This window comes from Amycolatopsis sp. CA-126428 (assembly GCF_002904335.1).
Lineage (GTDB): Bacteria > Actinomycetota > Actinomycetes > Mycobacteriales > Pseudonocardiaceae > Amycolatopsis.
Window position 1 is genome coordinate 106,197 of record NZ_PPHF01000062.1, and the last position, 26,183, is coordinate 132,379.

25 protein-coding genes are annotated in these 26,183 nt (G+C 71.8%); 7 read left to right on the forward strand and 18 right to left on the reverse strand.

The genetic code is table 11. The features are described 5' to 3' along the window. Positions 1–36: 36 nt before the first annotated feature. A complete protein-coding gene (locus tag C2L58_RS16185; RefSeq protein WP_103338397.1) occupies positions 37–1,266 on the reverse strand; it encodes a DUF6801 domain-containing protein in 1,230 nt (409 codons plus the stop codon). A 332-nt stretch (positions 1,267–1,598) separates the two neighbouring features. Here C2L58_RS16185 and C2L58_RS16190 point away from each other — a divergent pair, with 332 nt between their 5' ends. Further along, the gene (locus C2L58_RS16190) at positions 1,599–2,162 is read left to right on the forward strand and encodes a hypothetical protein (protein ID WP_233225755.1); all 564 of its coding nucleotides are present in this window, start codon (positions 1,599–1,601) and stop codon (positions 2,160–2,162) included. Further along, positions 2,159–3,343: a lipase family protein gene (locus tag C2L58_RS16195; RefSeq protein ID WP_103338399.1), complete on the forward strand. Its 1,185-nt coding sequence runs from the start codon at positions 2,159–2,161 to the stop codon at positions 3,341–3,343. The genes C2L58_RS16190 and C2L58_RS16195 overlap by 4 nt, the downstream gene beginning before the upstream one ends. On the opposite strand, the gene C2L58_RS16200 is transcribed toward C2L58_RS16195, so the two are convergent. Further along, positions 3,344–3,958: a hypothetical protein gene (locus C2L58_RS16200; protein WP_103338400.1), complete on the reverse strand. Its 615-nt coding sequence runs from the start codon at positions 3,956–3,958 to the stop codon at positions 3,344–3,346. It lies immediately after the preceding gene. A 39-nt stretch (positions 3,959–3,997) separates the two neighbouring features. Between C2L58_RS16200 and C2L58_RS16205 the strand changes: the two genes are divergently transcribed. Next, complete coding sequence (locus C2L58_RS16205; protein WP_103338401.1) at positions 3,998–4,528, forward strand: GtrA family protein; 531 nt, start codon at positions 3,998–4,000, stop codon at positions 4,526–4,528. On the opposite strand, the gene C2L58_RS16210 is transcribed toward C2L58_RS16205, so the two are convergent. Together C2L58_RS16210 and C2L58_RS16215 are read right to left on the reverse strand one after the other, a co-directional pair. Beyond that, positions 4,418–5,128: a GNAT family N-acetyltransferase gene (locus tag C2L58_RS16210; RefSeq protein ID WP_103338402.1), complete on the reverse strand. Its 711-nt coding sequence runs from the start codon at positions 5,126–5,128 to the stop codon at positions 4,418–4,420. The two genes, C2L58_RS16205 and C2L58_RS16210, sit on opposite strands and share 111 nt — an antisense overlap. Positions 5,129–5,301: 173 nt before the next feature. Then, positions 5,302–6,534, reverse strand: a complete 1,233-nt coding sequence (locus C2L58_RS16215) for a PucR family transcriptional regulator (RefSeq protein WP_103338403.1) — start codon at positions 6,532–6,534, stop codon at positions 5,302–5,304. A gap of 176 nt (positions 6,535–6,710) precedes the next feature. Here C2L58_RS16215 and C2L58_RS16220 point away from each other — a divergent pair, with 176 nt between their 5' ends. The 4 genes from C2L58_RS16220 (at position 6,711) to C2L58_RS16235 (ending at position 12,158) form a co-directional block, all read left to right on the forward strand. Beyond that, positions 6,711–7,913, forward strand: coding sequence for a PucR family transcriptional regulator (locus tag C2L58_RS16220; protein ID WP_103338404.1), 1,203 nt, complete (start codon positions 6,711–6,713; stop codon positions 7,911–7,913). A gap of 505 nt (positions 7,914–8,418) precedes the next feature. Then, positions 8,419–9,336, forward strand: a complete 918-nt coding sequence (locus tag C2L58_RS16225; RefSeq protein ID WP_103338405.1) for an alpha/beta fold hydrolase — start codon at positions 8,419–8,421, stop codon at positions 9,334–9,336. A gap of 216 nt (positions 9,337–9,552) precedes the next feature. Next, positions 9,553–10,935, forward strand: a complete 1,383-nt coding sequence (locus tag C2L58_RS16230) for a helix-turn-helix domain-containing protein (RefSeq protein WP_103338406.1) — start codon at positions 9,553–9,555, stop codon at positions 10,933–10,935. Positions 10,936–10,961: 26 nt separating this feature from the next. Continuing rightward, positions 10,962–12,158 (forward strand): helix-turn-helix domain-containing protein, encoded by a 1,197-nt coding sequence (locus tag C2L58_RS16235; RefSeq protein ID WP_103338407.1) that lies wholly within the window; start codon positions 10,962–10,964, stop codon positions 12,156–12,158. Positions 12,159–12,317: 159 nt separating this feature from the next. Here the strand turns inward: C2L58_RS16235 and C2L58_RS16240 are convergent, their stop codons facing one another. From C2L58_RS16240 to C2L58_RS16305, 14 genes are all read right to left on the reverse strand, one after another. Next, on the reverse strand, positions 12,318–13,442 hold the full coding sequence (locus tag C2L58_RS16240; protein ID WP_233225756.1) for a KR domain-containing protein: 1,125 nt from the start codon (positions 13,440–13,442) through the stop codon (positions 12,318–12,320). Then, positions 13,439–14,629 carry an AMP-binding protein gene (locus C2L58_RS16245; protein WP_103338409.1) on the reverse strand — a complete coding sequence of 397 codons (1,191 nt, stop codon included), beginning with the start codon at positions 14,627–14,629 and terminating at the stop codon, positions 13,439–13,441. The genes C2L58_RS16240 and C2L58_RS16245 overlap by 4 nt, the downstream gene beginning before the upstream one ends. 16 nt (positions 14,630–14,645) lie before the next feature. Continuing rightward, positions 14,646–15,260, reverse strand: a complete 615-nt coding sequence (locus C2L58_RS16250; RefSeq protein ID WP_103338410.1) for a hypothetical protein — start codon at positions 15,258–15,260, stop codon at positions 14,646–14,648. Continuing rightward, complete coding sequence (locus tag C2L58_RS16255; protein WP_103338411.1) at positions 15,257–15,754, reverse strand: hypothetical protein; 498 nt, start codon at positions 15,752–15,754, stop codon at positions 15,257–15,259. Before C2L58_RS16255 ends, C2L58_RS16250 begins: the two co-directional genes overlap by 4 nt. Continuing rightward, positions 15,751–16,857: an MlaD family protein gene (locus C2L58_RS16260; RefSeq protein ID WP_103338412.1), complete on the reverse strand. Its 1,107-nt coding sequence runs from the start codon at positions 16,855–16,857 to the stop codon at positions 15,751–15,753. Before C2L58_RS16260 ends, C2L58_RS16255 begins: the two co-directional genes overlap by 4 nt. Continuing rightward, positions 16,857–17,828, reverse strand: coding sequence for an MCE family protein (locus C2L58_RS16265; RefSeq protein ID WP_103338413.1), 972 nt, complete (start codon positions 17,826–17,828; stop codon positions 16,857–16,859). The genes C2L58_RS16260 and C2L58_RS16265 overlap by 1 nt, the downstream gene beginning before the upstream one ends. Beyond that, positions 17,825–18,823, reverse strand: a complete 999-nt coding sequence (locus tag C2L58_RS16270; protein WP_103338414.1) for an MCE family protein — start codon at positions 18,821–18,823, stop codon at positions 17,825–17,827. Before C2L58_RS16270 ends, C2L58_RS16265 begins: the two co-directional genes overlap by 4 nt. Then, complete coding sequence (locus C2L58_RS16275; protein WP_103338463.1) at positions 18,823–19,818, reverse strand: MCE family protein; 996 nt, start codon at positions 19,816–19,818, stop codon at positions 18,823–18,825. The genes C2L58_RS16270 and C2L58_RS16275 overlap by 1 nt, the downstream gene beginning before the upstream one ends. Before the next feature lie 11 nt (positions 19,819–19,829). Beyond that, complete coding sequence (locus tag C2L58_RS16280; RefSeq protein WP_103338415.1) at positions 19,830–20,846, reverse strand: MCE family protein; 1,017 nt, start codon at positions 20,844–20,846, stop codon at positions 19,830–19,832. After that, the gene (locus C2L58_RS16285) at positions 20,843–22,033 is read right to left on the reverse strand and encodes an MCE family protein (RefSeq protein WP_103338416.1); all 1,191 of its coding nucleotides are present in this window, start codon (positions 22,031–22,033) and stop codon (positions 20,843–20,845) included. Before C2L58_RS16285 ends, C2L58_RS16280 begins: the two co-directional genes overlap by 4 nt. Next, complete coding sequence (locus C2L58_RS16290; protein WP_013229372.1) at positions 22,030–22,845, reverse strand: MlaE family ABC transporter permease; 816 nt, start codon at positions 22,843–22,845, stop codon at positions 22,030–22,032. The genes C2L58_RS16285 and C2L58_RS16290 overlap by 4 nt, the downstream gene beginning before the upstream one ends. After that, positions 22,846–23,640 (reverse strand): MlaE family ABC transporter permease, encoded by a 795-nt coding sequence (locus C2L58_RS16295; RefSeq protein WP_103338417.1) that lies wholly within the window; start codon positions 23,638–23,640, stop codon positions 22,846–22,848. It abuts the gene before it with no gap. After that, positions 23,637–24,359, reverse strand: a complete 723-nt coding sequence (locus C2L58_RS16300; protein ID WP_103338418.1) for a hypothetical protein — start codon at positions 24,357–24,359, stop codon at positions 23,637–23,639. Before C2L58_RS16300 ends, C2L58_RS16295 begins: the two co-directional genes overlap by 4 nt. Positions 24,360–24,468: 109 nt before the next feature. After that, a complete protein-coding gene (locus C2L58_RS16305) occupies positions 24,469–26,040 on the reverse strand; it encodes a DUF6801 domain-containing protein (protein ID WP_103338419.1) in 1,572 nt (523 codons plus the stop codon). Positions 26,041–26,183 lie beyond the last annotated feature (143 nt).

Below are 26,183 nucleotides of genomic sequence, written 5' to 3' on the forward strand. Positions count from 1 at the left end.
GGCTCAGCCGGCGCGCAGCGGGGGCCGGTAGTCGGGTCACTTCTTGGTGAGCACCAGGTTCAGCGAGTTGCCGTCGCTCTTGGCGAACGCGCTGACGATGTCGTTGAACGGACCGCAGTTCTGGAGCGCGGACAGCGAGTAGGTGCCCGCCAGCTTGCCGCCCTTGAGCAGGTCGAAGTCGGGACCGGTGGTCATCTCGCTGGTCGAGGAGCTGACCGTGCCGCACTTCGGGTCGGTGCTGATCGGGATGCCGAACACGTTGACCGTGGTGAGGAACGTGTCGAACTTGATGTGCGCCTTGAAGCCGGTGCCCACGAGCTCACCGGTCTGCGGGCCGTTCTGCACGACCTTGACGTCCGAGCTGCCCTGGAGGAAGCCGAACAGCTTGAAGTCGGTGTGCGTCGGGTTCAGCTGCAGGTTCCCGGTGAACGTCTTGGCCGACAGGTTGACGTCGGCGTCGAACGAACCGGTGATCGGCGCGGTGCTGCCGAGCGACTTCAGCGAGGTCTGCCCGGTGATGCCGAAGGAGTACTTGATGCCCCCGCCCGGCGGCGTGGTCGTGGGCGGGGTCGTCACCGGCGGCGTGGTCGTCGGCGGCGTGGTGACCGGCGGGGTGGTGGTGGGCGGGGTCGTCGTCCCGCCACCGCCGTTGATGGTGATCGTGGCGAGGGTGTTGTTCTGCCCGCTGTCCTGCGTGCAGGGCGCGTCGATCGTGCCGTCCGGCGTGATGCCGGTGACCGAGCCGTCCGCCTTGCGCGGGGTGACCTTGAGGTTCAGGTCGCCCACGGTGATCTTCGCCTGGCCGGCCTGGGTGAACGTCAGCGACGGCGTCTTGCCGGCGGCGTTGATGTTCATCTCACCGGACGCCGGGATGTTCGTCTTGTCCAGCGTGATCGGGACGCTGACCGGCAGGTTGAGGCTCGGCGCGGCGACGGTCGCGCTCGCCGTGGCGGTGCCCTCCAGGGTGGTGGCGCCGATCAGGCTCAGGCCGCTGACGGTGTCCGCGTTGATGGTGGACACGGCCTTGATGTCGAACGCGCCGGTCGGCTGCCCGGTGTTCACCGTGGTCGGCAGGTCGGTGTTGATCACCACCTTCAGCGACTGGGAACCCACCAGCGGGAAGGTGCAGTGGTAGTTCAGCGTCAGCGAAATCGGGTCGGCGGCGCTGGCCTGCGCCCCGGCGACGAGCGCGGTGGCGATGAGCCCCACCGCACCCGCGGCCGCGACGGCCGCGATCGTCTTCTTCTTGCCTCTTGGGTGACTCACGATGGTCCTTCCGTGTATCAACAGTGATACGAAACGGCGGCGCATTCTTTGAAAGACACAGCCTTCAATCGCGTCCGAACCGTAAGCTAACGAGCGTGGATGGCACCGATCAAGGGCTTTCGGCAAAAAGGTCACAGCGGCACCGCAAATTGTCACCCCGGCACGTCACGCGGCCAGGGTTCCTAGCAGGGCGGGGAAGGTTTCCCCAGCACAGCGCCACCTTCGAACCGCTGACACGCGTAACAAATCCCGGCACCGGAATGTTGACGCACGTGCCAACCGGCCATTCTGTTCTTGCTCGCGCGTGAGCGTGGCGCGTAGCTTCGAAACCCATGAAAAGAATGCACAGCGCGGTGCTCCTGATGTCGGCGGCCGCGCTTCTGTCGTGCGCCGCGTGCGCTTCGGACACCCCGCCCGATCCGGGCCGGCACGCCGACCCCGCGGCGCTCGCCTGGGTCGACAAGGTGTGCACCGGCGTGGCCGCGGGCTCGGCGAAGCTCTCGCAGCCGCCGTCCGTCGACGACGCCGACCCGGTGAAGACCCGGGACGCGATGGTGGAGTTCCTGGGCCGCTTGGGCTCGGCCCTCGACGACATGGCCGGCGGCCTGCACGGCGCCGGCGTCCCGCCCGTCCCGGATGGACAGTCCGTTGTGGACAAGGCGACCGGCAACCTCACCGAGACGAAGGCCAAGCTCGCCGAGACGAAGACCCGGATGGAGCAGGCGCGGGTGACCGACCAGCCCAGCCTGCGCAAGGTCATTTCCGAGGCCGACTCGACCATGGGCCAGCTGGCCGATCCGGAAGGCCCGATCAAGGACCTGAAGGCGAATCCCGAGCTGAACCTGGCCTTCAGCGAGTCCGCGACCTGCAAGCGCGTCTACGGGACCGGCGCGTGACCGCCCGCCGCGTGCTCGCCACGCTGGTGGCGCTGGTCCTCGCCACGGCCTTCGCGCCCGCCGCGCCCGCCGCGCCCGCGCCGGGCCCCTCCGACGACACCTTCTACGTGCCGCCGTCCCCCTTGCCGGCGGGCAAACCCGGTGACGTCATCCGGTGGCGGCCGTCGAAGGCCGGCCCGCGCGCGGCGTCGGCCGACGCGTGGCAGGTCATGTACCTGTCGACGAACGCGCTGGGCCGGCCCGACGCCGTCACCGGCACGGTGCTGGTGCCGAAGACCGCCGACCGCGCGACGGCGCCGATCGTCGCGTTCGCGCCGGGCACGCACGGCCCGGCGTTCGCCTGCACGCCGTCGAAGATGCTCGACATCGGCGCCTTCTACGAGCAGCCGGGCCTCGACGACCTGCTCGACGCGGGGTATGCCGTGGCCGTGCCGGACTACGAGGGCTACCAGCCGGCGCCGAAGACGACCTACGTCGTGGGCCGGTCCGAGGGTCCGGCGGTGATCGACGCGGTCCGCGCGGCCCAGCGGCTCGGCGCGGCCGGGCTGTCGGCGTCGGCGAAGGTCGTCTTCCGCGGGTACTCCCAGGGTGGCGGCGCCGCGGCGTGGGCGGGCGAGCTACAGCCGTCGTACGCGCCGGAACTGAACCTCGTCGGCATCGCGGCCGGCGGCGTGCCGGCCGACCTGGTCCAGGTGACGCTGCAGCTCGACGGCAAGTTCGGCTTCGGCGTGTTCGCCTACGCGCTGCTCGGCCTCGACCAGGCGTATCCCGAACTGCAGCTGGACTCGTTCCTCACCGACAACGGCCGCGCGAAGCTGGCCGAGATGAAGCAGAGCGCGTGCACGTTCGAGCTGCTCACGACGTACGCGAACCAGAAGATCGCGGACTACACGACCGGCCCGGGCTACATCAAGCCCGCGTGGGTGGCGCGGCTGACCGAGAACAAGCTCGGCGGGACCCCGCCGCGGGTGCCGGTGTTCCTCTACCACGCAACCGGCGACCAGCTGGTGCAGTTCGCGCAGGCCGACAGCCTGCACAAGACGTACTGCGCGGCCGGGGTCGAGGAGACCTGGAAGACCTACGACACCGACCACATCACGCTGGTCTACACCGGCAACGCCGACGTCCTGGCCTTCGTGAAGGACCGGATCGCCGGGAAGCCGGCCACCGCGAGCTGCTGATCAGCGGTTCCGGCCGCCGCGGGGGTGCTGCTGCCACGAGCTGATCACCGAGCTGACGTACTCGCGCCACTGGTCCGCCGGCGACGTCGGCGTCGCCGTGGGCGCCGGCGGCTGAGCCGTCGCGGGCTTGCGCCCGGCCCCGGCCGGCGCGCTGGTGGTCTCGGGCGTGGTGTGCCGGACCTGGGCGGTGAGCGGCGGCGCGGCGGCGGAGGCGCTCATCGTCTCCACGGCTTCGCTGGAGGCCGGCGGCGGCACGACCGGGGCGGGGGCGCCGGGCGGCGGCACGGCGGTCCCGCCCACCTGGTGCGGCTGGAGCAGCACGACAGCGAGCAGCCCGAGCCCGACGGCGGCGCCCGCGGCGAGGACGAACGGCTTCGCGCGGCGGGACCGGTCGACGGGCGGCGCGTCCTGTGGGCGGCCGTCGTCGGGTTCGTCGGCCGCGGCCAGCTCGGCGTCGAGCACGGCCAGCGGATCGGGGGCGGGCTCGGGTTCGGAGACCGCCTCTTCGGCGAGCTTCGCGTCGAGTTCACCGCGGATCATCAGCGGCTTCGTCTGCGAAAGGTTCACCAGTTCGGCGACGGAGGGCAGATCGCCCTCACCGCCCGTGCGTGCCATCGAAAGCCTCCACCCTGTCCGGCTTCACCTGGAGGAACCATGCCCGAGCCGCGAGAGCTGCTCCGCTTCGCCGTCGTCGGCCTGGCCGCGTACGGGGTCACCCTACTGGGCGACTACAGCCTGAAGCTCACCGTGTGCCGTGAGAAGCCGGTGACGGCGCTCGCGATCGCCACGGTCGTCGCCACGGCGTTCGCGTACCTGCTGTCCCGCCGCTGGTCGTTCGCGGGCCGCGGCGGCCTCGGCCGGGTGCGTGAGGCGACCCTCTTCGTGGTGGTCAACGCGGGTGCGGTGGCCGTGAACCTCGTGCCGGCGCTGGTGTCGCGGTACGTGCTGCACCTGTCGGTCCCGCACGTGGGTTACCTGACCCAGGAGATCGCGGACTTCGTCGCCGGGATGCTGCTGGGCACCCTCGCGGGCACGGCGTTCCGCTGGTTCGGGTACCGGCGGTGGGTGTTCCCGTCAGCGCCACCAATTGGCCTCGCCCAGGCTGACGAACCCGAGCTTGTCGTAGAGCGGCCGGCCGGACCGCGAGGCGGTCAGCGTGACGGGCACGTCCTCGAAGTGCCGTAGCACCGCGTGCATCAGCGCGCGCCCGACGCCCTGCGAGCGGTGTTCGGGCCGGGTGGTCACCCAGTAGACGCCGCCGACCCCGCCGTGGGCCATGGTCAGGCAGGCGCCCTGGGTGTCCCTGCGGAAGAACGCGGTGGCCTGCTCGAGGAGCCCGGGCGGGAAGACGGTGCCGGGGCGGTAGGGCTGGTACTCCTCCAGCGGAAAGCCGTGCACGACGAGTTCTTCGGCCGCGGCCAGCCCGGCGGGTGTCCGGACGCGCGCCACCCCATCGGGCGCGGGGACCGGCCCGGGCTCGCGGGCCATCACCGGCAGCTGCCCGGCGGTCATCCCGGCCGCGCCGAGATCGAGCACCCCGAACGGATCTTCGACGACGACGGCCCGCCCCTCCGCCCGCCGCGCCTGGGCGAGCTCGGTCAGCTCGTCGACGGCGTCGTCACCGGGCGTGGCGGTCCGCAGCATGATCCGGAACCGCCGGCCGTCGATCACGGCGAAGGCGGGGTGGTCGGCAACGTGGTCACCGCGCGCCCGGGCGAGGGTGCTCCACAGCGCAATGGCGTTGTCGGAGGCTTGCCGCAGCCGCTCGGTGAGCAATCCGGTCATGCCGCGCAGCTTAGGACCCGCGAGTCGACCCTCCAATCACGCAAGCCGACCCTCCAAACACGCAAGCCGACCCTCCAGACACGCAAGCCGACCCTCCAGGTACGCGAGTCGTCCGTCCAGGTACGCGAGTCGTCCGTCCGGGTACGGGCCCGGGCCGGTCAGGTCAGGTCAGGTCAGGCGCGGTCCGGCAGCGCTCGCTCGGCCAGCAGTGCCAGCTCCAGCCGCAGCCGCTCGGCCGGGTCGTCCAGCTTGTCCCCGAACAACTCGCCCAGCTTCTTGAGGCGCGCCCGGATCGTCTGCGGGTGCAGGTCGAGCAGCCGTCCCAGCTCGGGGGCGCTGCCGCGGGTGCGGACCAGCGCCAGCAACGTCTCCGCCAGCTGCTCGCGACGGCGTCCGGACAACCCCGCCAGCGGCTCCAGCGTCGTCGAGGCCAGCTGGGCGACCAGGAACTCGTCGGCGAGCAGCAGCAACGTCGTCACGTGGTCGCGGCACCAGATCACCGGGCCCGGGGCGTCGAGGAGACCGCGGGCGGCCAGGTCGACCGCGCGGCGGGCGACCCGGAACGACTCCGGTGCCTCGGCCGGCGGGACCAGCGGGCCGACCGCCGCCGTCCAGCCCGGGGGCAGGCCCGTCAGGCCGATCAGGTCCACGTCCGGGGCCGGGGTGAGGGCCGCCGGTGGGTCGCCGGCCGGGTCGGCCGGGACGTGTTCCGGCAGCAGGTCCGGCGGGAACTCCGGGGCGCCCGGCAGCGCGCGGAAGGCCACCGCCGCGAGCCGCTCGGGCAGCGGCAGCCCGGACGCCGCCGCCAGGTTGTCCACTTCTTTGCCCGGCTCGGCCGGGAACGGCTCGGTGGTGAAGGCCGGTGTCCGCCCGCCGAGCAGCGCGCGCAGCAGGCGGCGGTGCCGTTCGCCCGTGCCGGACACCGCGGCCTCCGCGGCGCTGTAGCCCTCCGCGATGGCCGCCATCGACGTCTCGACGTCGGCGAACATCCCCTCGGCGGCGCCGTACAGGACGTCACCGGAGAGGCCGGCTTCCCGCGCGATGTCGGCGATCCACCGCCAGGTGACCCGGCTCGACACGCGCACGGCCGCCTGCACGGCTTCGCGGCTGAGACCACTGTGGAACGCGTCGCGCCCGTGGCCGCGGAACTCGGCCAGCCGGTCGGCCTGCCACAGCGCGGGTGTGCCGACGCGGTCGACGTCCCGCTCGATCCCGCGCCGCGCCAGCTCGATCGCGGCCGTGCGGCCGGGGCCGCCCGCGAATCTCGGAGAATATTCCGGAATCTCGGCGGCGATCGCGTCGACGCAGGCGCGGGCGATCTCGGGGATCCGCGGGCGCACCGCGTCGCCGAGCTCGTGCGGCAGCCGGGACCACACGGAACTGTCCGAGGCAGCGGAACCGCGCATGGGGAATTCAGTCCTCCGCTGGAATGGGCGCCCCGAAAAAAATACTGACACGGAGCGTAGGACTCCCACCCGTCCGTGTCAAAAGGACTGACGTGCGTCACCCTTTCAGGGAACCAGTCGTTGATTTTTCAGTGACACCTGCGTCGGATACGCTCGGCGCAGAACTCGAAGGGGGATTGGTGGTCGAGTACCGCAGCTTTCGCCTGCTGGCTTCGCTGCCGCGTGCGCTCGGCGCGGGGTTGCGCCCGCACGTCGGGCACGCGGCGGCGTCGATGATCCAGGAGGTGCAGCGCACGGTGCCGGCCTACGGCCAGCCGCTCAAGGGCGTGTTCGGCAAGGTCCTGGTGAAGAGCGTCGAGTTCGCGGTGCAGCACTGCATCGATTCGATGGGCGAGCCGGCACTGGGCCACGAGCACTGGATCGAGTTCTACCGCGGCCGCGGCCGGATCGAGTTCACCGAAGGCCGCAACCTCGACGCGCTGCAGGACAGCGCCACGATCGGGGCCCGGGTGGCCTGGCGCGCGATGCACCAGGGGGTGGTCGCCGCGGGCGTCGACCCGGCCGTCATCTCGGTCGCCGCGGAGGCGATCTTCGCCTACGTCGACGAGCTGTGCGCCACCGCGATCGAGGGGTACCAGCAGGCGCAGGCCGAGGCCGAGGGCGCCGTCCCGGTCCGGCGGAGGCGGCTGCTGGAGCTGATCGCCGGCGCCCCGGAAGGCGCGGCGAGCAGCATCGCGGGCTTGGCCGGCGGGGCGGGCTGGCCGCTGCCGGAGACGGCGGCGATGGTGGCCCTCGAACGCGGCCCCGACGCGGCGGACTTCCCCGCCGACCTGCTCGGCGACGGCGTCCTGGCCGACCTCGACGGCCCCGAGCCGTATCTGCTGACCCGCGACCCGGACGCCGACCTGACGCCCCTGGCGGCCAAGCTCGACGGCTGGCGCGCGGCGGTCTCCCCGACGGTGCCGCTGGCCGACGCCCCGGCCGCGCTGCGCACGGCACGGCGGGCGCTGCTGCTGTCCGGCCCGGACGTCCCCGGCCCGATCATCTGGTGCCGCGACCACCTCGCGACGCTCTGGCTGCTGGCCGAGGACTTCCTGGCGGCCGAGCTGGCCCGGCAGAGCCTGGACCCGTTCGCTTCGCTGAGCGAGAAGCAGCGGGACAGGCTGAGCGAAACCCTGCTGGCCTGGCTGGAGACGCGCGGAGGCGCACCGGAGATCGCGCAGCGTCTCGGCGTCCACCCGCAGACGGTCCGCAACCGCCTGCGCCAGCTGGAGGAGCTGTTCGGCGACCGCTTGAAGGACGCCGACGACCGCCTGGGCATGCAACTGGCCCTGCGCGCCCAACGCCTGATGCGCGCCCACCGGCCCCCGGAGGGCTGAGCGGCCTTCGGTGCGGAGAAAGTTGTGGACAACTCCGGGTGCGGCTTGGACGCGGGACCGGAATTGTCAGTGGCCGCGAGTAACGTTGAAACCGGGGGTCCCCCAAGCGGTGGGGAGCTTCGACGCGTCCGGAGATCCGGCGCGGCGAGGCCCGTGCCCCGCAGCGCTCACCATCCGGTCCAGCGCGCGCACCGGCATCGGCAGCACCCGGCGCCACGAGCGGCGGCCGGGCCACCTGCGCGGCAGCCCCTGGGGAACGAAATGGAAACTCGCGCGGCAGGACATCAGCGCGTCCGGTGCGTCATTGCGACCATGCTCCGAGGATTACCGGATACCGCCGGAATGTCGATACTCATTCCCGGTGACGCCGCGAAAACCCGCATGCGCCACCGCGTTTCCGCAATGCTTCTTGTCACGCCCGTCCGTGATTTCCCGGCGGTGGCGTTCACCACATCCGCGGCGGCCGCCGGATGCCTTAATTTCGGGTCCGCGAGAAAGGCCGCCCATGACCGTCCAAACCCTGACCCTGCACGGCCGCCGCATCCGGCTGCACGAGCACCGGCCGCCCTCGGACGCCGGCGACGAAGCGGTCGTGCTGCTGCACGGGATCGCCGGCAGCGCCGAAACCTGGGCCCCCGTCCTGGCGCGGTGCGGCCCGCTCGGCCGCCGCGTGCTGGCGCCCGATCTGCCCGGCCACGGCGAATCCGAGGCACCGCGCGCGGACTACGGTCTCGGCGCGATGGCGAGCACCGTGCGGGACGTCCTCGCCGTGTCCGGCGTGCGGCACGCGACCGTCGTCGGGCACTCGCTCGGCGGCGGCATCGCCCTGCAGTTCGCCTACCAGTTCCCGGAAATGTGCGACCGGCTCGTGCTGGTCGGCAGCGCCGGCCTCGGCCCGGAGGTGAGCCCGGTGCTGCGGGCCGCCGCCCTGCCGGGGGCACCGGCCACCATGGCCCTCGCCGTCAACCGGGTGACGCTCGCGCTCGCGCGGGCCGTGGCCCGGCTCGGCCGGCGGCTCGGCGGTTCGCTCGGACCCGAAACCCGGGAACTGGCCCGGCATTTCGGCTCGCTGGCCGACCCCGCGCGGCGGCGGGCGTTCCTGTTCATCGCGCGCAGCCTGATCGACCTGCGGGGCCAGCGCGCCAGCGCCGTGGATAAGCTCTACCTGGCCGAAGCGGTGCCGGTGCTGCTGGTCTGGGGCGCCCGCGACCCGCTCATCCCGGTGGCGCACGGACGCCGGACGGCCGCGCTGCTGCCGGACAGCCGCTTGACCGTGCTGGAAAACGTGAAACACTTTCCGCACGTGGCCGACCCGGACCGGTTCTGCGCCCTGCTCAACGAGTTCCTCTCGGAGACCGCGCCCGCCCGGCTGACCCTCGACGACGTCGTCACGCGGCTGACAACCCCGGAACCACCCTTCTGAAAAGTTGTCACGCGCGCACCATTCGCGCGCGCCGGAAGTGTCACGTCCTCTCGCGACGTTCCACCCGTTCGGGTGTAGTCCGGACGGGTTACCGCAAAGTCAGCAGACAACCCGTTGACAGTGCCGTTCGGACGAAATTATGTTGCCTGAGCCACAAAAACCGGATCGGCGTTCCCGCCGACGAGGCCGATTTTGTTGCCAGCAAGGATAAAACACATGCCCGAGTTGGACACCGTGGACACCGGATTCGCCGCCCCCGCCCTGCGGGCCGGCCGGCCGAACCCCGGCGAGCGCACGCCCGGACCGGCCTACCGGCAGCAGTCCGTGTCGGCCGACCGGGCCCGGCCCGCCTACCCACCCGCGCCGCGCACCCCGGCGGATCCCCGGCCCGGACGTGCGTCCGGCGCGATCGGGCTGTGGGCGTCCCTGCCCCGCGAGCTGGCGATCCGCTTCAAACCGCGGGTCGACCCGCTCGCCCGTGCCATCCTGCAGGAGGTGCAGCGGGCGGTGCCCGAGTACCGCCAGCCGCTGGAAGGCGCGTTCGGGCACATCATCACGCAGGGTGTCCGACAGTCGATCATCCAGTGCCTCGACAGTGTCGGCACGCCCGGTGCCGTGCCGCTCGAGACGTGGACGACCGTGTTCCGCAACCTCGGCAAGATCGAGTTCAACGAGGGCCGCAGCCTCGACTGCCTGCAGACCGCCTACCGGGTCGGCGGGCGGGTCGCGTGGCGGCACATCAGCGAGTTCGGGCAGGCCGCCGGCGTCTCCGCGGACACGCTGTGCACCAGCGCCGAAGCCATTTTCGCCTACGTCGACGAGATCTCGGCGCTCTCGATCGAGGGCTACACGGCGGCGCAGACGCGCGCCGCGGGCACCCGCGCCCGCCGCCGCAGACGGCTGCTGGAGCTGCTGCTCGCCGACCCGCCGTCCGCGCCGCAGACCATCACCGCGCAGGCCACCACGGCGCAGTGGCCCCTGCCGGCCGAAGTCACCGTCGTCGCCCTCGAACCGCGCCCCGACCAGCACGGTCTCGGCCATCAACACAGCCTGGCCGCGCCGGACCTGCATTCCGACGTCCTCGTGGACCTCGAGGGCGGCGAGCCGTGCCTGGTCACCGGCGACCCGGACCGGCACCTGAAGAACCTCGCCGAGCGGCTGCCGGGATGGCGCGCGGTGATCGGCCCGACCGTGCGGCTCACCGACGCGCCGCGCTCGCTGCTCTGGGCGCGTCGCACGCTGAAGCTGCTCCAGCGCGGCGTGCTGCCGGACGCGCCGGTGACCCGCTGCACCGATCACCTGTCCACGCTGTGGCTGCTCGCCGACGAGTTCCTCGTCCGCGAACTGTGCGCGCGCAGCCTGCAGCCGTTCGAGGACCTCACGCCGAAGCAGCGGGCGCGGCTCGGCGAGACGTTGCTGATCTGGCTGCAGTCCCGCGGGAGCGCCCCCGAAATCGCGAAGAAGCTCAAGGTGCACCCGCAGACCGTCCGGTACCGCATGCACCAGCTCATCGATCTGTTCGGCGACCGGCTCAACAACGCCGACGACCGGCTCGACATGGAGATCGCGCTGCGGGCGGAGGCACTTCTCGGTTCCTGAGTCCCCTTCAACGACGAGGTGGGTCAATGGCGGGATCGCCCGTCGAGACGGCCTTCGGGCCGATGCTGAGCGGCGACGGCCGGCCGGGGCAGCTGTGGGCCATGCTCCCCCGCGAGCTGGCCGCGGTGTTCCGGCCGCGGTTGCTGGACGTCGCCGACGAGGTGCTGCGCGAGATCCAGCGGACCATCCCGGACTACGCGCGGCCCCTCGACGGGGCGTTCGGCAAGGCGCTGCGGGCCGGCGTCCAGGCGGCGATCCTGCAGTTCATCGACCGGATCGCCGCGTCGGGGCCGGTGCCGGACGAACGGCGCAAGGTGTTCGTCGGGCTCGGCGTGCACGAGCTCGCGCAGGGCCGCAACCTCGACGTCCTGCAGGCCGCGTACCGGGTCGGCGCGCGGGTGACCTGGCGGCGGATGGCGGAGGTGGGGACGCGGGCCGGCGTGCCGTCGGCGACGCTGTGCCTGCTGGCCGAGGCGATCTTCGCCTACATCGACGAGCTGTCCGCGCTCTCGATCGAGGGGCACGCGGCGGCCCAGGCGCGGGCGGCCGGCGCGCTGGAACGACGCCGGCGCCGGCTGCTGGACCTGCTGCTGGCCGACCCGCCGTCGCCGTCACGGATGGTGCAGGAAGCCGCGACGGCGGCGGAGTGGCCGTTGCCGCACCGGCTCGTCGCGGTGGCGCTCGACGGGCCCGCCGACGTCACCGGGCTGAACGCGCTGGAGGACCTCGAAGACGGGACCCCGCGGCTGCTGCTGCCGGCACCCGAGGATCGCCACGCTTTGACGGCGGCCCTGGCCGGCCACCGGGCGGCGGTGGGGCCGCCGGTGCCGCCGCGCCAGGCGGGCCGCTCGCTGGCGACGGCGCAGGAGGCGTTGCGGCTGGTGGCGGCGGAGGTCCTCCCGGACGAGCCGCTGACGTGGTGTGAAGACCACCTCGCGACGCTGTGGCTGCGCAAGGAGCCGTTCCTCGTGACGGAGGTGTCCCGCCGCCGCCTCGCCCCGCTCACGGCGCTGACCCCGAAGCAGTACAACCGCCTGGCCCCCACGCTGCTCGCGTGGCTGGAGACGTGCGGCAACGTCCGCGAGGTCGCCGACCGCCTCGCGATCCACCCCCAGACGGTCCGCGCCCGCGCCCAGGAGCTCGAAACCCTCTTCGCGGACCACCTCCGCAACCCGGACGACCGCTTCGAGATGATCCTCGCCCTCCGCGCCACCCTCCCCTGACCTCGTGTCGACCCTCCAATCACGAGTGATGCCCCTTCAATCACGTGTGATGCCCGCTCAATCACGCATGAAGCCCCGCCCGTCCGCCAGCCGGTGTGCGGGAAGGGTCATCTCGCGTGATTAGAGGGTCAACACGCGTGATTGGAGGGACGACACGGGTCAGAGGGTGGAGAAGTAGGGGCGGGGGAGGTCGGGGAGGCGGGTGGTGCCGAGCTGGACGATCGTCGCGGGGAGGCCTCGGGCGCGGCGCCAGGCGGCGAAGGCCTCGAGCCAGGCGTCGGCCGTTGCGCGGGACGTTTCGCCGGGGGCGCCCGCCAATGCCGTGGCCGACGTGCCCAGCAGCCACCAGTCCGGTGGGGTGTCGGCGGTGGCCTCGTGCAGGCGGCGGGCGCCGAGGACCCCGTGCCGCCAGCCGGCCGACGGGTCGTCGGTGAGGACGCCTGCCGCGTGGACGATGCCGCGCAGCGGGAGGCCGTCCGCCGTCGCGGCGGCGACCAGCCGCTCCGCGACGCCGGGCTCGGCGATGTCGCCGGGGATCACCACGGCGTCGGCCGCCCCCGCGGAGGGTCCACAAAGGACGATCCGGGTGGCTCCCGTGCCCGCCAGCCACCGCGCGGTCGCGGGCCCGAGGCCTCCCGTGACCACGTACGCCCCGGGTCCGGCCGCCACCTCGACGGCGAACGGCACGCGGGCCAGCCGCGCCGCGTACCGGACGTCGTGCCGCCAGCGCACTTCGTCGTCCGGCGCGTCCGACCGCAGCTCGCGCACCAGGACGTCCACGTCGGACCGCGCGTCGAAGTCGACCAGGCTCGCCCGCAGCTGCGGCCGTTCGACCGCGAGCACCCGCACCAGCCCGCGCAGGAACGCCAGCCCCGGCTCGCCGCCCGCCTGCGTGACCAGGTGGAACCGGACGCCGAACCCGAGGCGGGCGACCACCGACAGCACCGAAAGCAGCAGCTCCTGCGCGGCCTCAGGATCGTGGTAGGCGTACGGCGACCCGGTGAGGAAGACGACGCCGCGCACCGGCCGCTCGGCCAGGAACCCGGGCAGCTCGTCGAGGTCGTCACGCGGCAGCGACAGCGCGTCATCGCCCGCCGCGGCCAGCGCCAGGGCCAGCGCGACGGCCCGGCCGAGCGCCGCCGGGTGCTCGTCGGTGAGCAGCAGCCACGCGCCGGGCCCGTAGGGCGCCACCGGCGGCAGCGGTACCTCGGGCCAGGTCACCTCGAACGACGAGGTGGCGAACGGGACGCCCGGCGACAGCGCCCGCTCCGCCGGCCCGGTCACCACAGCCCATCCCCGACCGACGACTCCAGGACGACGACTCTGCGCAGCGTGAGCCCCTGCCGCGCCGACACCGCGTGCCGCACCGCCCGTTCGACCTCGCCGCGTGGCGGGACGACCCCGTCGGCCAGCTCCAGCACCACGACGGCCTGGTCCCCGCGGACGGCGAAAGCCGACGCCGCACGCGGCCGGATCGCCGGGTGCGCCTCCTCGGCCGTGGCTTCGAGGTCTTCCGGGCGATATCCGGCGACGAGGCCCCGGCCGGTGACGCACAGCTCGCCGGCGACGTCCAGGAAGCCCTGGTCACCGGTCCGCAGCCACCACCGCGGTTCGTCGTCGCCGGCGATGAGGGCGCAGAACACCCGCGCGGACTCCTCGGGCCGCTTCCAGTAGCCGCGGGCGACGTTCGGCCCGCTCACCCAGATCTCGCCGACGTCGCCCGCGGGCACCCGCCGTCCGTCGCGGCCGACGATCGCGACCAGCTGGCCGGCCGGCTGTCCACAAGCGACCAGAGCGGTCGCCTCGGCGACGACGTAACACGCCCGCAGCGCCTCGGGAGCGGACGCGTCGCCGCCCAGCACCGCCGGGCGGCCCGTGACGATCGGCACCGCCACCCCGAGCACCAGCCCCAGCGGATCGCTCGGTGGCAGCCCGGTCACCACGGCGGATTCGCCGAGCACCTGAGCCGCCTGCCGGGCGTTGGCCAGCACGTTCGCGTGCGTGACCATGACCCCGCCCGGGTACTGCAGATACGCCACGTCCGAGGGCGCGACCGGGACTTCGGCGCAGCCGGGCGCGTCCGGGACGGCGTCCACGGCGAGCACCCGGTGCCCGCAGGTGTCCAAAGTGGCCAGGAACCGCCGGATCGCGGGCACGGTGGCCGCGGTCGCCAGCACGATCGACGGCTCGGCGTCGGCGAGGACGCTCGCCCGCCGGTCGGGCCCGGCGGGGATCGCGACCAGCCCGGCCCGCAGCGCGCCGAGGAACGCGACGACGTAGCCGGGTGACGGCGGGATGAGGATCGCCGCCCGCTGCCCCGGCTCGGTGACCCGGCGCAGGGCCGCGGCGGCGGCGGTGACGCGCCGGTCCAGCTCGGCCCAGGTCAAGGTGACCGCCGGACGGGACCAGGTCATGGCCGGCGCTTCGCCCGCCACCGCGGCGCGGAAGGCCAGCAGCTCGGAAAGGGTCATGGTTCCTCGCGCATTCTCAGGCGGCGGACATCCCGGTGACGCGCCACTTCCCGGCGACGCGCTCGGCCGTGACGCTCAGCTGGGCGGCGCCGGTGCTGCGCTGCCCGTCCCCTCTCGTTCCGGTCTGGTCGAGGAACACCAGCAGCGCCGCGCGGTCGCCGTCCAGGAGCTTCACGCCGGACGCGACGGCGGTGGAGGTGACCACGAGCTGCTGCTCGGCGGCCAGCTTGCGGACCTGGCCGAAGAGCTGTTCGTACTGCGCGAGCGCGGGCCCGGTCAGGACGTCCCTGGCGGCCTGCTCGCTCTTGGCCGGATCGTCGAAGCGGTAGGAGAAGACCGTGCCCAGCGCCGCACTGATCTGCTTGGCGGCGTCCGCGGTACCGGCGACGTCGGACAGCGCGCTGTTGTGCGCGACCACGGCGTTCGTGCTCCGCGTTTCGAGGGTGAACCACACCGCGAGCCCGGCCAGCACCACGGCCACCACCGCGAGCACCACCCGCACCCGCCGCCGCGCCCCGGTGGTCGTGAGTGGTAACGCGGGTTCTAACCCGCCTTGCCGCTCACGAGCGTCCGGGTCCTCGTGGTGGCGGCCGGCGACCTTCACCGTTCGCTTCTTCGTCGGGACCGTCATGGTGCCTCCCCCACGGGAACCTGGCCGAGGCCGGTGACGCGCCAGCCGCCCGGCCCGCGCGTCAGGTCGGCCTGGAACCGGTTGCGCTTGGTCACGGCGTCCCCGCCGTCCGGGGCCACGACCAGCTCGACCGCGGCGATCAGCTTCGCCGTGCCCGCGCCGGTGTCCACTTCGGTCACCGCGGCGTCGGTCACCTTCCCGGTCGTGACGGTCTTCGCCTGGGCGATCCGGTCGAGACTGCCCTGCCGGTCGGCTGCCAGCTCGTCGTGCAGCGAACCACCGGAGAGGTCCAGCCAGTGCTGGTACCCGGGCGCAGCCTGCCGGTAGTCCAAAGTGGTCAGCGCGGCGACCGCCGTCCGGCCCGCCTGCAGGGCCTCCTCCCGGACGACCGCGCGCGCGACACCGTCGTCGTGCGCCGCCTGCCACCAGGTGAACCCCGACCACCCGGCCGCGACGGCCGCCAAGACCATGGCCAGCGCAGCGAAGATCCTCACGGCCGTCCTCCCGGTGCGTTCTGCGAGCCCCGCACGTTCGTCGGGTCGCCCTTCGGCAGCGCGCAGCGCGCGGCCGTGTTCAGCGGGCGGACCGACGTGTCGAGGCCGTCGCGGTACGGCGTCGTGTACCCGGTGGTGCACGGCGGTGGGTCGAAGAAGGTCAGGGAAAGTCCGATGTGGACGCCGTCCGGCCGCACGATCGCGCCGGCCGCGGCGACCGCCTGCGGCGCGGTGATGAGCAGCTGGCGGAGGCCGTCCCGGCGAGCTTCCAGGACGTCCGCGGTGGTCAGCAGGTTCGCCAGGAGCACGCCCAGGTTCGGGCCGGAGTCGCGGATGAGCGCGCTGACCTCGTTCGCGGCCGCGGGCACCGCCGGGATCAGGGTGCGCAAGTCGCCGTCAGACTGCTTCAGCGTCGAAGCCAGCAGTTTCGCGTTGGCACCGAACTCGCGGATCGCGCCGGCCTGCTGTACCTGCGTGTCGAGTACCGTGTGCGCGTCGGTCACGAACCGGGTCAGCGGCGCGACGTGCGCGCTCGCCGCCTGCACGAACTCGATGCCGCGGCCGACCAGCTGGTCCAGTGCCGGGCCGGCGTCGGACGTCGCGTTGTACAGCTCGTCGACGACCGTCCGCAGCGCGGGTTTCGGCACCGAGTTCGCGAACGAGTCCACTGTCGACAAGACGACGTCGACCGGCAGCGGGATCTTCGTGTCCGCCGGGGTGATCACCGAGCCCTCGTGCAGCTTCGGCCCGCCGTCGGTGCGCGGCCGCAGGTCGACGTACTGCTCGCCGACGGCCGACCGGTCGGCGACGACGGCTTCGGTGTCGGCCGGGACGGGCGCGGTCCCGGCGTCGATCTCGAGGTCGGCTTCCATCCCGGCGGGGGTCAGCCGCAGCTCGCCGACGCGGCCGATCGGCACGCCGCGGTAGGTGACTTCGGCGTTGGTGAAGATGCCGCCACCGGTCGGGAACTGGGCCGTGACGGTGTAGCCGCGGTCGAAGAACACCTTGTCGAGACCGGCGTAGGTGGCGCCGACGTAGGCGACACCGACGACGGCGATGACGACGAAGATCGTCACCTGCACGCGCACGAACCGGGTCAGCATCAGTGGCCCGCCTTGAGGAAGCCGTTGAGGTAGTCGCCGCGGATCGTGTCCAGGGCGGCGTCCGGGAACGGGAAGGTGAAGATCATCTCCATCGCCTTGGGCAGCTTGTCGCCGGAGTCGGCCAGCCGCCGCAGCAGCGGTTCCAGCGCGCGCAGGTCGGCGACCAGGTCGTCCTTGCTGCGGTTCACCGTGTCGACGGCGACCGAAGTCAGCCCGTCCAGCGACTTGAGCATTCCGACCAGCGCGTCCCGCTGCTGGTTGAGCACGCCGATGCCGGGTGTCAGGCCGTTCAGCGTCGTCGTGATCTGATCGGTGTGCGCGTTCAGCGTCGCCGCGAGCTTGTTGACGCTCTCGATGGCCCGGGTGATCTCGTTCCGGTGCTCGTCGAGCCCCCGCACGAAGGTGTCCAAATCGGACAAGAGCGAGCGCGCCGCGGTTTCCTTGCCGCCGAGGGCGTCGTTCAGCTCGTGGCTGATGTTCTGGACCTGCGCCACGCCGCCGCCGTTGAGCAGCAGCGACAGCGCCCCGAAGACCTCCTCGATCTCGGGCGTCAGCGTGGAACGATCGAGCGGGATGGCCGCGCCGTCGAGGAGCCGGCCCGACGGCGTGGCGTCGTCCGGCGGGGCGAGCTCGACGAACTTCTCGCCGAGGATGCTGGCCTGCCGCAGCCGGGCGACGGCGTTGCCCGGCAGGTCGACGTCGCCGTTGAGCAGCAGGTCGACGACCGCGCTGTGCCCGTCGGGGGCCAGCTCGACCCGGACGACCTGCCCGACCGGGACGTCGTTGACCTTGACCCCGGACTGCGGCACCAGGTCCAGCACGTTCGTGAAGCTCGCGGTCACGTGGATCGGGTGGTCGCCGAGCGCGGCGCCGCCCGGCAGCGGGATGTCGTAGACGCTCACGCCGCTGCCGCAGCCGGTGGTGACCAGCGCGAGGGTCACCACCGCGGCCAGCTTGACCAGGGACTTCATTTCGGCTCCGCGAATTCGAGGAGGTTGCCGCGGCCGTCGATGGTCCCGTTCGCCTGGTCGTAGGCGCCCAGGAGGTTCGTCAGAGCGTTCGGGGCCGCGTTGAGCGCCTCGGCGAGGGAGTCCTTTTGGTTCACGAGCACCTTGGTGACGTCGGCCAGCTTGTCCACATCGGACTGGACCTTGCCGCGGTTGTCCTTGATGAACCCCTGCACGACGCTCAGCGCCTGGGTCAGTTCGGTCAGCGCGCCCGAGAACTGGTCTCGCTGGCCGGCCAGCACCTTGCTGAGCGAGGCGATCTGCGAGATGGCCTGCTTGACTTGGCCGTCGTTGGCGGCGAGCATCGCGGTGAACTTGCTGATGTTGTCGACGGAATCGAACAGGTCGTCCTTCGAGTCGCTCGCCGTGCGGGCGAACTCGCCGAGGTTCTTGATCGCCGTGCCGATGGTCTGCCCGGTGCCGTTGAGGTAGTCCGCCGAGCGGGTCAGGACGTCGCTGACCGCGCCGTCCTTGTTGGCGCCCTGCGGGCCGAGCGCGGACATCAGCTGGTTGAGGCTGTGCAGCAGGTCGTCGACCTCGACCGGCGTCGCGGTGCGCTCCCGGGGGATCGACGCGCCGTCGGCCAGCTGCGGTCCGCCGCGGTAGACGGGCGTGAGCTGCACGTACCGGTCGGCGACCAGGCTCGGCGTGATGACGACGGCCCCGGCGTCCGCGGGCAGCGGCACACCGGGCCGCAACGTCATGGTCACCTTGACGTCGGTCCCGTTCGGCTCCACTTCGGACACCGAACCGATGGCGACGCCGAGGACGCGGACGTCCGAGTTCGGATAAATGCCGACGGCGGCGGCGAAGTACGCGGTCAGCGTCCGCGCACGCGGGGCGGTGACCAGGGGCCAGGCGGCCGAGACCACGAGCGCGAGCACGACGCCGAGGGTGAGCGCCCGCAACCGCGTGCGGCGGCGGGCCTGGGCGCCCAGGTCGGCGAGGTGGTGGGCCATCAGCGTCCCCCGTTCTTCGGTGGCCGGCAGCTGCCCGGCGTGGTGCCGGTGGGGATCAGCCCGCAGATGTAGGTGTCGATCCACCGGCCGTTGCCGACGGCGTTGCCGAGCAGCCGGTAGAACGGGCCGGCCAGGCGGAGGCTGTCCTCCAGCTTCCCCTGGTTGCGCTGGAGCACGCCGGCCACGCGGTCGAGCTGGTCGAGCGCCGGCCCCAGGGTTTTCTGGTTCTCCGCGACGAGCCCGCGCAGCTGGATCGAGAGGTTCTTGATGCCGGTGAACAGCTTCGCGATGGCGTCCTTGCGGGCGTTGAGCTCGGTGAGCAGCGTGTTGCCGTCGCGGATCAGGGCCTGGATCTGGTCGGAGCGCTCCCCGAGCGTCTTCGACACCTGGTTGGTGTTCTGGAACAGCTTCACCAGCTCGTCGTCGCGGGACGCCAGCGTTTGCGACAGGGCGGCGATCCCGTTGAACGCCGTCTTGACGTCGCTGGGAGCGGACGCGCCGAGCGTGTCGGACAGCACGCGGAACGCCTGCGCGAGCTGGTCGGTGTCGATCGCCCCGACCGTGCTCGCCAGGTCGTTGAAGACGGCGGTGACGTCGTAGGGCGAGCTCGTGCGCTCGGCGGGGATCGGCTGGTCGGGGTTCAGCTCGCCGTTGCCGACCGGGTCCAGCACCAGGTTCTTCTGCCCGAGCAGCGTCTTGATCTTGATCGCCGCGGTCGTCCGGTTGCCGACCCAGGTGTCGCGGACCCGGAACAGCACCTCGACGTGGTCGCCGGCCAGCCGCACGTCGGTGACCTCGCCGACCTTCACCCCGGCGACGCGGACCTCGTCGTTCGGCTTCAGCCCGGCGGCCTCGTGGAACTCGGCCCGGTACGTGGTACCGCCGCCGAGCACCGGCAGGTCGTCGGAGAAGAACGTGGCGCTGCCGATCAGCGCCATGACCAGCGCGGTCACCGCGCCGACGGCGATCGGGTCGCGGCTGCGGAACGGCTTGATGCGGGGCGGTTTCACCGGCACCTCGCAGCCGTCACGGGAATGCCGGGCGGCGGGCCACCCGGCGCCGGTTTCGCGTCGGACTCCACCGCGCACAGGTAGAAGTTCGCCCACGAGCCGTAGGAGAAGAGCGTGCCGATCCGGTCGAGCTTCTCCGGCAGGTTGTCGAGGAACTGCTGGAACACCGGGGTGTTGTCGGCCAGGTTCTTCGACAGGTCGCCGAGGGCGGTGACGCTGTCCTTGAGCGGCTGACGCCCTTGCTCGAGCAGCCCGGCGGTCGCCGTGGTCAGCTCGCCGAGGCCGCCGATGGCCTGGCCGATCGGCTTGGCGTCGGCGGCGAGGCCGGTGACCAGCTGGGCGGTGGTGTCGACGAGCGTGTCGAACTGGTCGCCCTGGGCGTTCAACGTGTCGAGCACGGTGTTGAGGTTGCCGACCACCTGGCCGATCAGCGCGTCCTTCCCGGCGAGGGTGGAGGTCAGCGACGCCGTGTGCCGCAGCAGGCTGTCGATCGTGCTGCCCTCCCCCTGCAGGACCTGGATGATCTCGAACGACAGCTGGTTGACGTCGTTCGGCGAGAGCGCCTGGAAGAGCGGCTTGAAGCCGTTGAACAGCGCGGTGAGGTCGAGCGCCGGCTTGGTCTTTTCCAGCGGGATCTGCGCGCCTTCGGCCAGGGTCGGGGACGTGTCGGTGGCGCCGGGGTCGACCGAGAGGTACCGCTGGCCGACCAGGTTGCGGTAGCGGATGGTGACCGAAGCCGACGCGGTGAGCCGGTGCGTGCGCCCGACCGAGAACCCGACGTCGGCGAGCCGGTGTTCGACGACCCGCACCGAGTCGACCTGGCCGATCCGGACGCCGGCCATCCGCACTTCGTCGCCGGGGTTGACCGAGGTCGCGTCGGTGAACCGGGCGGTGTAGCCGATCGTCGTACCCACGTTCGAGTTGGCGATCGTGACCGCGAGCACGGCGGTCGCGGCCGCGGTGACCAGGAAGAAGATCAGGCCCTTGACGGCGGGTCCCGCAACGCTCCTCATCGGACGGTCACCTCCGTCCCGCGCAGCGCCGGTCCGATGAGGACACTGCTCCAGTCCGGCACGTCACCCAGCGCCGGCCGCAGCAGTTCGGCGACGAGCTGCCGCTCGCCCGGTGAGTTCGCGGGCCCCAGGTCACCATCGGCGGCGGCCGCCGCGCCGCCGCCGTAGCACTTCGGCCCGCCGGTGGCGTCGAAGCGCGGGGTGTCCCGGCCGGGGACGTACTTCTCCCGCGGGTCCTGGACGGTGAGCGTCACGTGCAGGCCCGGCTCGTTCGTGCCCTTGCCGAGGGCCTTCTCCATCAGCGGCTTGAGCCGGTTGACCGCGTCGAGCAGGCACGGGAACTCCGGCGAATAGCGCGAAAGCAGTTCCAGCGTCGGCCGGCTCGCCGCCGAGACGCCGATGAGGTTGTCCTTGTTCTTCCGCAGGAACTCGTTCAGGTGGCCGGTGGCGCTGGTGACGCTCGTGTAGAGGTTGTCGAGGTCGGCCCGGGTGTCCACGATGGTCTTCGCCGTCGTCGACAGGTCGCTCAGCGCCTGCAGGATGTCCGGCGCGGCTCCCGTGTAGACGTCGGCCGCATCCGCCAGCGCGGTGACGTCGGCCTTGAACTGCGGCATCAGCGGGTTCAGCTGCCCGAGGAGGTCCTTCAGCTGGACGAAGCTGTCGCCCAGCGGCTTGCCGCGGTGGTCGAGGGCCTGGGAGATCGCGCCGAGTGAGCTGTTGAGCTTCTGCGGCTGGACCGCGCGCAGCAGCGGCAGCAGGTCGCCGAGCACGCGTTCCAGCTCGATGGCGTTGGTGGAGCGGTCCTGCGCGATGACGTCCCCCGCTCGAAGCGTCCCTTGTGGACTGGACGGCAGCACGAGGTTGACGTACCGCTCGCCGAACACCGTCTTCGGCAGCAGCCGCGCGGACACGTTCCCCGGCAGCAGCCCGATCTTGGCCGGGTCGAGGGCGAGGTCGATCTCGGCACCCGCGCGGGTGCTGCGCACCGCCCGGACCTCGCCGAACGGGACGCCCTTCACCTTGACCTCGGCGGTCGGCGCGAGCTGGTTGCCGACGCGGTCGGCCCGCAGCGTCACCAGCTCGGCGTCGTCGAAGTCCTTGTCGTAGATGGCCACCGCGAGCCAGCCGAGCAGGACGAGCACGCCGAGGAAGGCGACCCCGGCGAGCTGCGTGCGGAACCGGCTCATCCGGACACCTTCACCGTGGTCGTCGCGCCCCAGATGGCCAGCGAAAGGAACAGGTCGAGCACGCTGATCAGCACGATCGACGTCCGCACGGCCCGGCCCACCGCGACGCCGACCCCGGCCGGGCCGCCGCTGGCGCGGTAGCCGTAGAAGCAGTGCGTCAGGATCACGCCGACGCTGAAGACGAGCACCTTGCCGAACGACCACAGGACGTCGCCGGGCGGCAGGAACAGCGTGAAGTAGTGGTCGTAGGTGCCGCCGGACTGCCCGAAGAAGACGACCGTGGTGAGCCGCGAGCCGAGGTAGGAGATCAGCAGGCCGATGACGTACAGCGGGATGATCGCGATGAACCCGGCGACGATCCGGGTGGTGACCAGGTACGGCATGCTCCGCACGGCCATCACTTCGAGGGCGTCGATCTCTTCGGAGATCCGCATCGCACCGAGCTGCGCGGTGAACCCACTGCCCACAGTGGACGAAAGGGCCAGCCCGGCGACGAGCGGCGCGATCTCCCGCGTGTTGAAGTACGCGGTCAGGAAGCCGGTCATCGCCGAGATGTTGATCTGGTTCAGCGCGCTGAAGCCCTGCAGGCCCACGGTGACACCGGTGAACACGCACAGCCCGACCATCACGCCGATCGTGCCGCCGATCACCGCGAGGGCACCGCTGCCGAACGTCACTTCGGCCAGCAGCCGGACGACCTCGCGGAAATAGCGCGTCACGGCGAGCGGGACGGCCGCGAGCGCGCGGACGTAGAAGAGCAGCTGGTCGCCGAGGTCGAACAGCCGGTCGCCGGGTTTGCCGAGGATGGCCACTCAGGTTCCCTTCGCGGGGACGAGCTGCAGGTACAGCGCGGTGAGCACGGTGTTGACGAAGAACAGCAGCAGGAACGTGATGACGACGGACTGGTTGACGACGTCCCCGACGCCTTTGGGGCCGCCCTTCGGGTTCAGGCCGCGGTAGGCCGCGACGACCCCGGCGAGGTAGCCGAAGATGACGGCTTTGATCGAGCTGACGACGAGGTCCGGCAGCTGCGCGAGGGCGTTGAAGCTGGCCAGGTACGCCCCGGGCGTGCCGCCCTGGATGATCACGTTGAAGAAGTAGCCGCCGAGCACGCCGACCACGCTGACCAGACCGTTCAGCAGCACGGACACCCCGACGGCGGCCTGCACCCGCGGCACGACCAGCCGGTGGATCGGCGAGACGCCGAGCACCTCCATCGCGGCGATCTCCTCGCGGATGCTGCGCGCGCCGAGATCGGCGCAGATCGCGCTGCCGCCCGCGCCGGCGATGATCAGCGTCGTCACGATCGGGCTGGCCTGCTGCACGACGGCCAGGACGCTCGCCGCGCCGTTGAACTGCTGGGCGCCGATCTGGCTGGTGAGCGAGCCGAGCTGCAGCGAAATGACCGCGCCGAACGGGATCGACACCAGGATCGCCGGCGTGATCGACACGCTGGCGATGAACCAGAACTGCAGGACGAACTCCCGCACCTGGTACGGGCGGCGGAGCATGGCGAGCAGGACGTCGAGGCCCATCGCGCACATCCGGCCGAACTCGCGCAGGCCGTTCGCGGCCTTCTGCGGCGCCTCGCTGAGGAAAGTCGTCATGGCTGCTTGCACCCGGTGCTGAAGCAGCGCAGCGTCAGGTTCGAGACGAAGGTGTTGCCCGGCCCCGAAACCAGGCCGGTGAGCAGCCGGCTGACGTCCTCGTGCCCGACGCACCCGGCGAACGCGGGCGTGGTGAAGGTCGAGGTCACCTTCACCGGCGGAGCGGGCAGCGAGATCGGGACCAGCGCCTTGATGGTGACCGCCGCGGGCTGGGCCGTGCGGCAGTCCGGCCCGACGTCGAGGGGCCGTCCGTCCACTTTGACGTCCGAGAGCTTGATGAACACCTTCGCGGTCACGTCCGTGTCGGCGCAGATGTTGGTCTGGGTGGCCTTGCAGTCCTTGTCCTTGCCGGTGTGCACGGTGGCCGTTCCGGAGGCATCGCCGTCCGGGACGATCTCGACCCGGCCGGTGGTGGCCATGAACCGGAAGGCGACGAAGTAGCCGTCGGTGGGCGGGATGGCCAGCTTCCCGGTGATGGGCACGGTGCTGGTGAGGCCACCCAGAGCGCCGTCGAAGGTGCCCGGCGGGAAGGCGATGTCGGAGCCGAGCTTGGCCACGTGGCTCGTGGTCGGCTGCTGCGCGTCCCCGAGGGTGAAACCGAAGGGGATCGGCGTGGCCGCCGCTTGCGGTGGCGCCGGCTCGCTGGGCGCGGCTTCCGCCGCGCCCAGCGAGAACGCGATCAGCACCAGCACGAGCGGCAACGAGAACCGAGTCAGCATCCGGACTTCCTCATCGAAGGTGATCCTTTCGAAGCTACTGACGATTCTCCTTGCGCCACAAGGGTTTTCTCATTCTTGTCACGCGGATCTGCGTTTCCGCGTCATGACCTCACTTCTTGGCGAGGGTCACGTCCAGCTTGTTGCCGGGGCCGGAGGTGATGCCGGTGATCAGGCCGGTCAGGAAGCCGCAGCCGGTGAACCGCGGGATGTCGTAGGTCGCGGTCAGCTTGCCGCCCTTGAGCGGGTCGAAGCCGGGCGCCGAGGTCAGCGGCACGTCGGCGGGCTTGACCGTGTGGCACGACTTCGACGACAGGATCGGGAAGCCGAACACGCGGACCTTGGTGAGCTGGACGTCCACCTGGGCGTTCGCCTTGACCGCACCGGCGGTGAGCGTGCCGTTGATCGCGCCGACCTGGCCGAGCTTCACCGTCGCGGACGCCGGGATGAAGCCGAGCACGCGGAAATAGACGTCCGACTTCGGCAGCGCCAGCTGGGCACCGAACTTGCCGGACGCCGCGTCGAGCTTCGCGTCCAGGGTGCCGGGGCCGAGCGGCAGCGTGGCGTGCAGCTGCTTGAGGACCGACTTGCCCTGCACGGAGTACTTGACCTCGATGCCGCCCGGCGGGTTCGTCGGCTGGGTGGTCGGCGTCGTCGGGGTCGTCGGCTGGGTGGTCGGGGTGGTCGGCTGCGTCGTCGGCGTCGTGGGCTCCGTGGTCGGAGTCGTCGGCTCCGTGGTCGGAGTGGTGGGCTCGGTGGTGGGAGTCGTCGGTTCCGTGGTGGGAGTGGTGGGCTGGGTGGTCGGAGTCGTCGGCTCCGTGGTGGGGGTCGTCGGCTCGGTCGTGGGAGTCGTCGGCTCGGTCGTCGGAGTTGTCGGCTCGGTCGTGGGAGTTGTCGGCTCGGTCGTCGGAGTCGTGGGAGTCGTCGGTTCCGTGGTCGGAGTCGTGGGTGCGGTGGTCGGCGTCGTCGGCTCGGTCGTCGGAGTCGTCGGTTCCGTCGTGGGAGTCGTGGGCTCTGTCGTCGGCGTGGTCGGAGTCGTGGGCGTGGTCGGCGTGGTCGTGCCGCCCGCCGGCTTGATCTCGAACGTGCCCAGCTGCTGGTTCTGGCCCGGGACCGCGATGCAGTCCGAGGTGAACGTGCCGAGGTCGGTCGGCTGGCCGTCCGCGGTGCGCGGGGTCATCGTGGTGCTGAAGTTCCCGACCGTCACCGACGCGGTGCCGGGGCTGGGGAACGTCACCGCCGGCGCCTTGCCGCTGCTCTTGACGTGGAACGCGCCCGACGGCGGCACCGGCGTCGACGCGATCGTCAGCGGCAGGTTCAGGTTCAGCGTCTTGTCCACCGGGTACTTGAGCACGGCCGCCGCCTTCGCCGAGCCGTCCAGCGAAGTGGCACCGACCAGGGCGAGGCCCTCGGTGGCGGTCTCCGGCACGGTGACGTCGACGTCGAAGGTGATCGGCGTCGACGAAGCGCCCGCGACGGCGTTGTCGGGCAGGTTGGTGTCGATCTTCACCGACAGCACCTGGTCGCCGATCAGCGGGAACGGGCAGTTGTAGTTGAGCGTCAGGCTCACCGGCGCGGCCTGGCTCGGACCCGCGCCGACGAGCGCGACGGTCGCCGCGACCGCCGCGGCGGTTGCGGCGGCCAGGCCGAAGGCGGGCTTTCTCGACTTCCACGAAAACTTCACGGGTCGTCACCTCGGGAAATGGGGGAATTTCGGCAAAGCTACCTCCGTGTTTCCGGGCGAACAAGCCGCTCCCCATTCTTTGTCACGCACAGGGGATCGCCCGGCCCCGGAAGGGTCACGCAGGTCAGGCGTTATCACATGGG

Bases quoted from the DNA above. Each gene is read 5' to 3' on its own strand.
- C2L58_RS16190 (WP_233225755.1), top strand. From the start codon at position 1,599: ATGAAAAGAATGCACAGCGCGGTGCTCCTGATGTCGGCGGCCGCGCTT.
- C2L58_RS16200 (WP_103338400.1), bottom strand. From the start codon at position 3,958: ATGGCACGCACGGGCGGTGAGGGCGATCTGCCCTCCGTCGCCGAACTG.
- C2L58_RS16205 (WP_103338401.1), top strand. From the start codon at position 3,998: ATGCCCGAGCCGCGAGAGCTGCTCCGCTTCGCCGTCGTCGGCCTGGCC.
- C2L58_RS16210 (WP_103338402.1), bottom strand. From the start codon at position 5,128: ATGACCGGATTGCTCACCGAGCGGCTGCGGCAAGCCTCCGACAACGCC.
- C2L58_RS16215 (WP_103338403.1), bottom strand. From the start codon at position 6,534: ATGCGCGGTTCCGCTGCCTCGGACAGTTCCGTGTGGTCCCGGCTGCCG.
- C2L58_RS16225 (WP_103338405.1), top strand. From the start codon at position 8,419: ATGACCGTCCAAACCCTGACCCTGCACGGCCGCCGCATCCGGCTGCAC.
- C2L58_RS16230 (WP_103338406.1), top strand. From the start codon at position 9,553: ATGCCCGAGTTGGACACCGTGGACACCGGATTCGCCGCCCCCGCCCTG.
- C2L58_RS16235 (WP_103338407.1), top strand. From the start codon at position 10,962: ATGGCGGGATCGCCCGTCGAGACGGCCTTCGGGCCGATGCTGAGCGGC.
- C2L58_RS16245 (WP_103338409.1), bottom strand. From the start codon at position 14,629: ATGACCCTTTCCGAGCTGCTGGCCTTCCGCGCCGCGGTGGCGGGCGAA.
- C2L58_RS16250 (WP_103338410.1), bottom strand. From the start codon at position 15,260: ATGACGGTCCCGACGAAGAAGCGAACGGTGAAGGTCGCCGGCCGCCAC.
- C2L58_RS16260 (WP_103338412.1), bottom strand. From the start codon at position 16,857: ATGCTGACCCGGTTCGTGCGCGTGCAGGTGACGATCTTCGTCGTCATC.
- C2L58_RS16265 (WP_103338413.1), bottom strand. From the start codon at position 17,828: ATGAAGTCCCTGGTCAAGCTGGCCGCGGTGGTGACCCTCGCGCTGGTC.
- C2L58_RS16270 (WP_103338414.1), bottom strand. From the start codon at position 18,823: ATGGCCCACCACCTCGCCGACCTGGGCGCCCAGGCCCGCCGCCGCACG.
- C2L58_RS16280 (WP_103338415.1), bottom strand. From the start codon at position 20,846: ATGAGGAGCGTTGCGGGACCCGCCGTCAAGGGCCTGATCTTCTTCCTG.
- C2L58_RS16285 (WP_103338416.1), bottom strand. From the start codon at position 22,033: ATGAGCCGGTTCCGCACGCAGCTCGCCGGGGTCGCCTTCCTCGGCGTG.
- C2L58_RS16295 (WP_103338417.1), bottom strand. From the start codon at position 23,640: ATGACGACTTTCCTCAGCGAGGCGCCGCAGAAGGCCGCGAACGGCCTG.
- C2L58_RS16300 (WP_103338418.1), bottom strand. From the start codon at position 24,359: ATGCTGACTCGGTTCTCGTTGCCGCTCGTGCTGGTGCTGATCGCGTTC.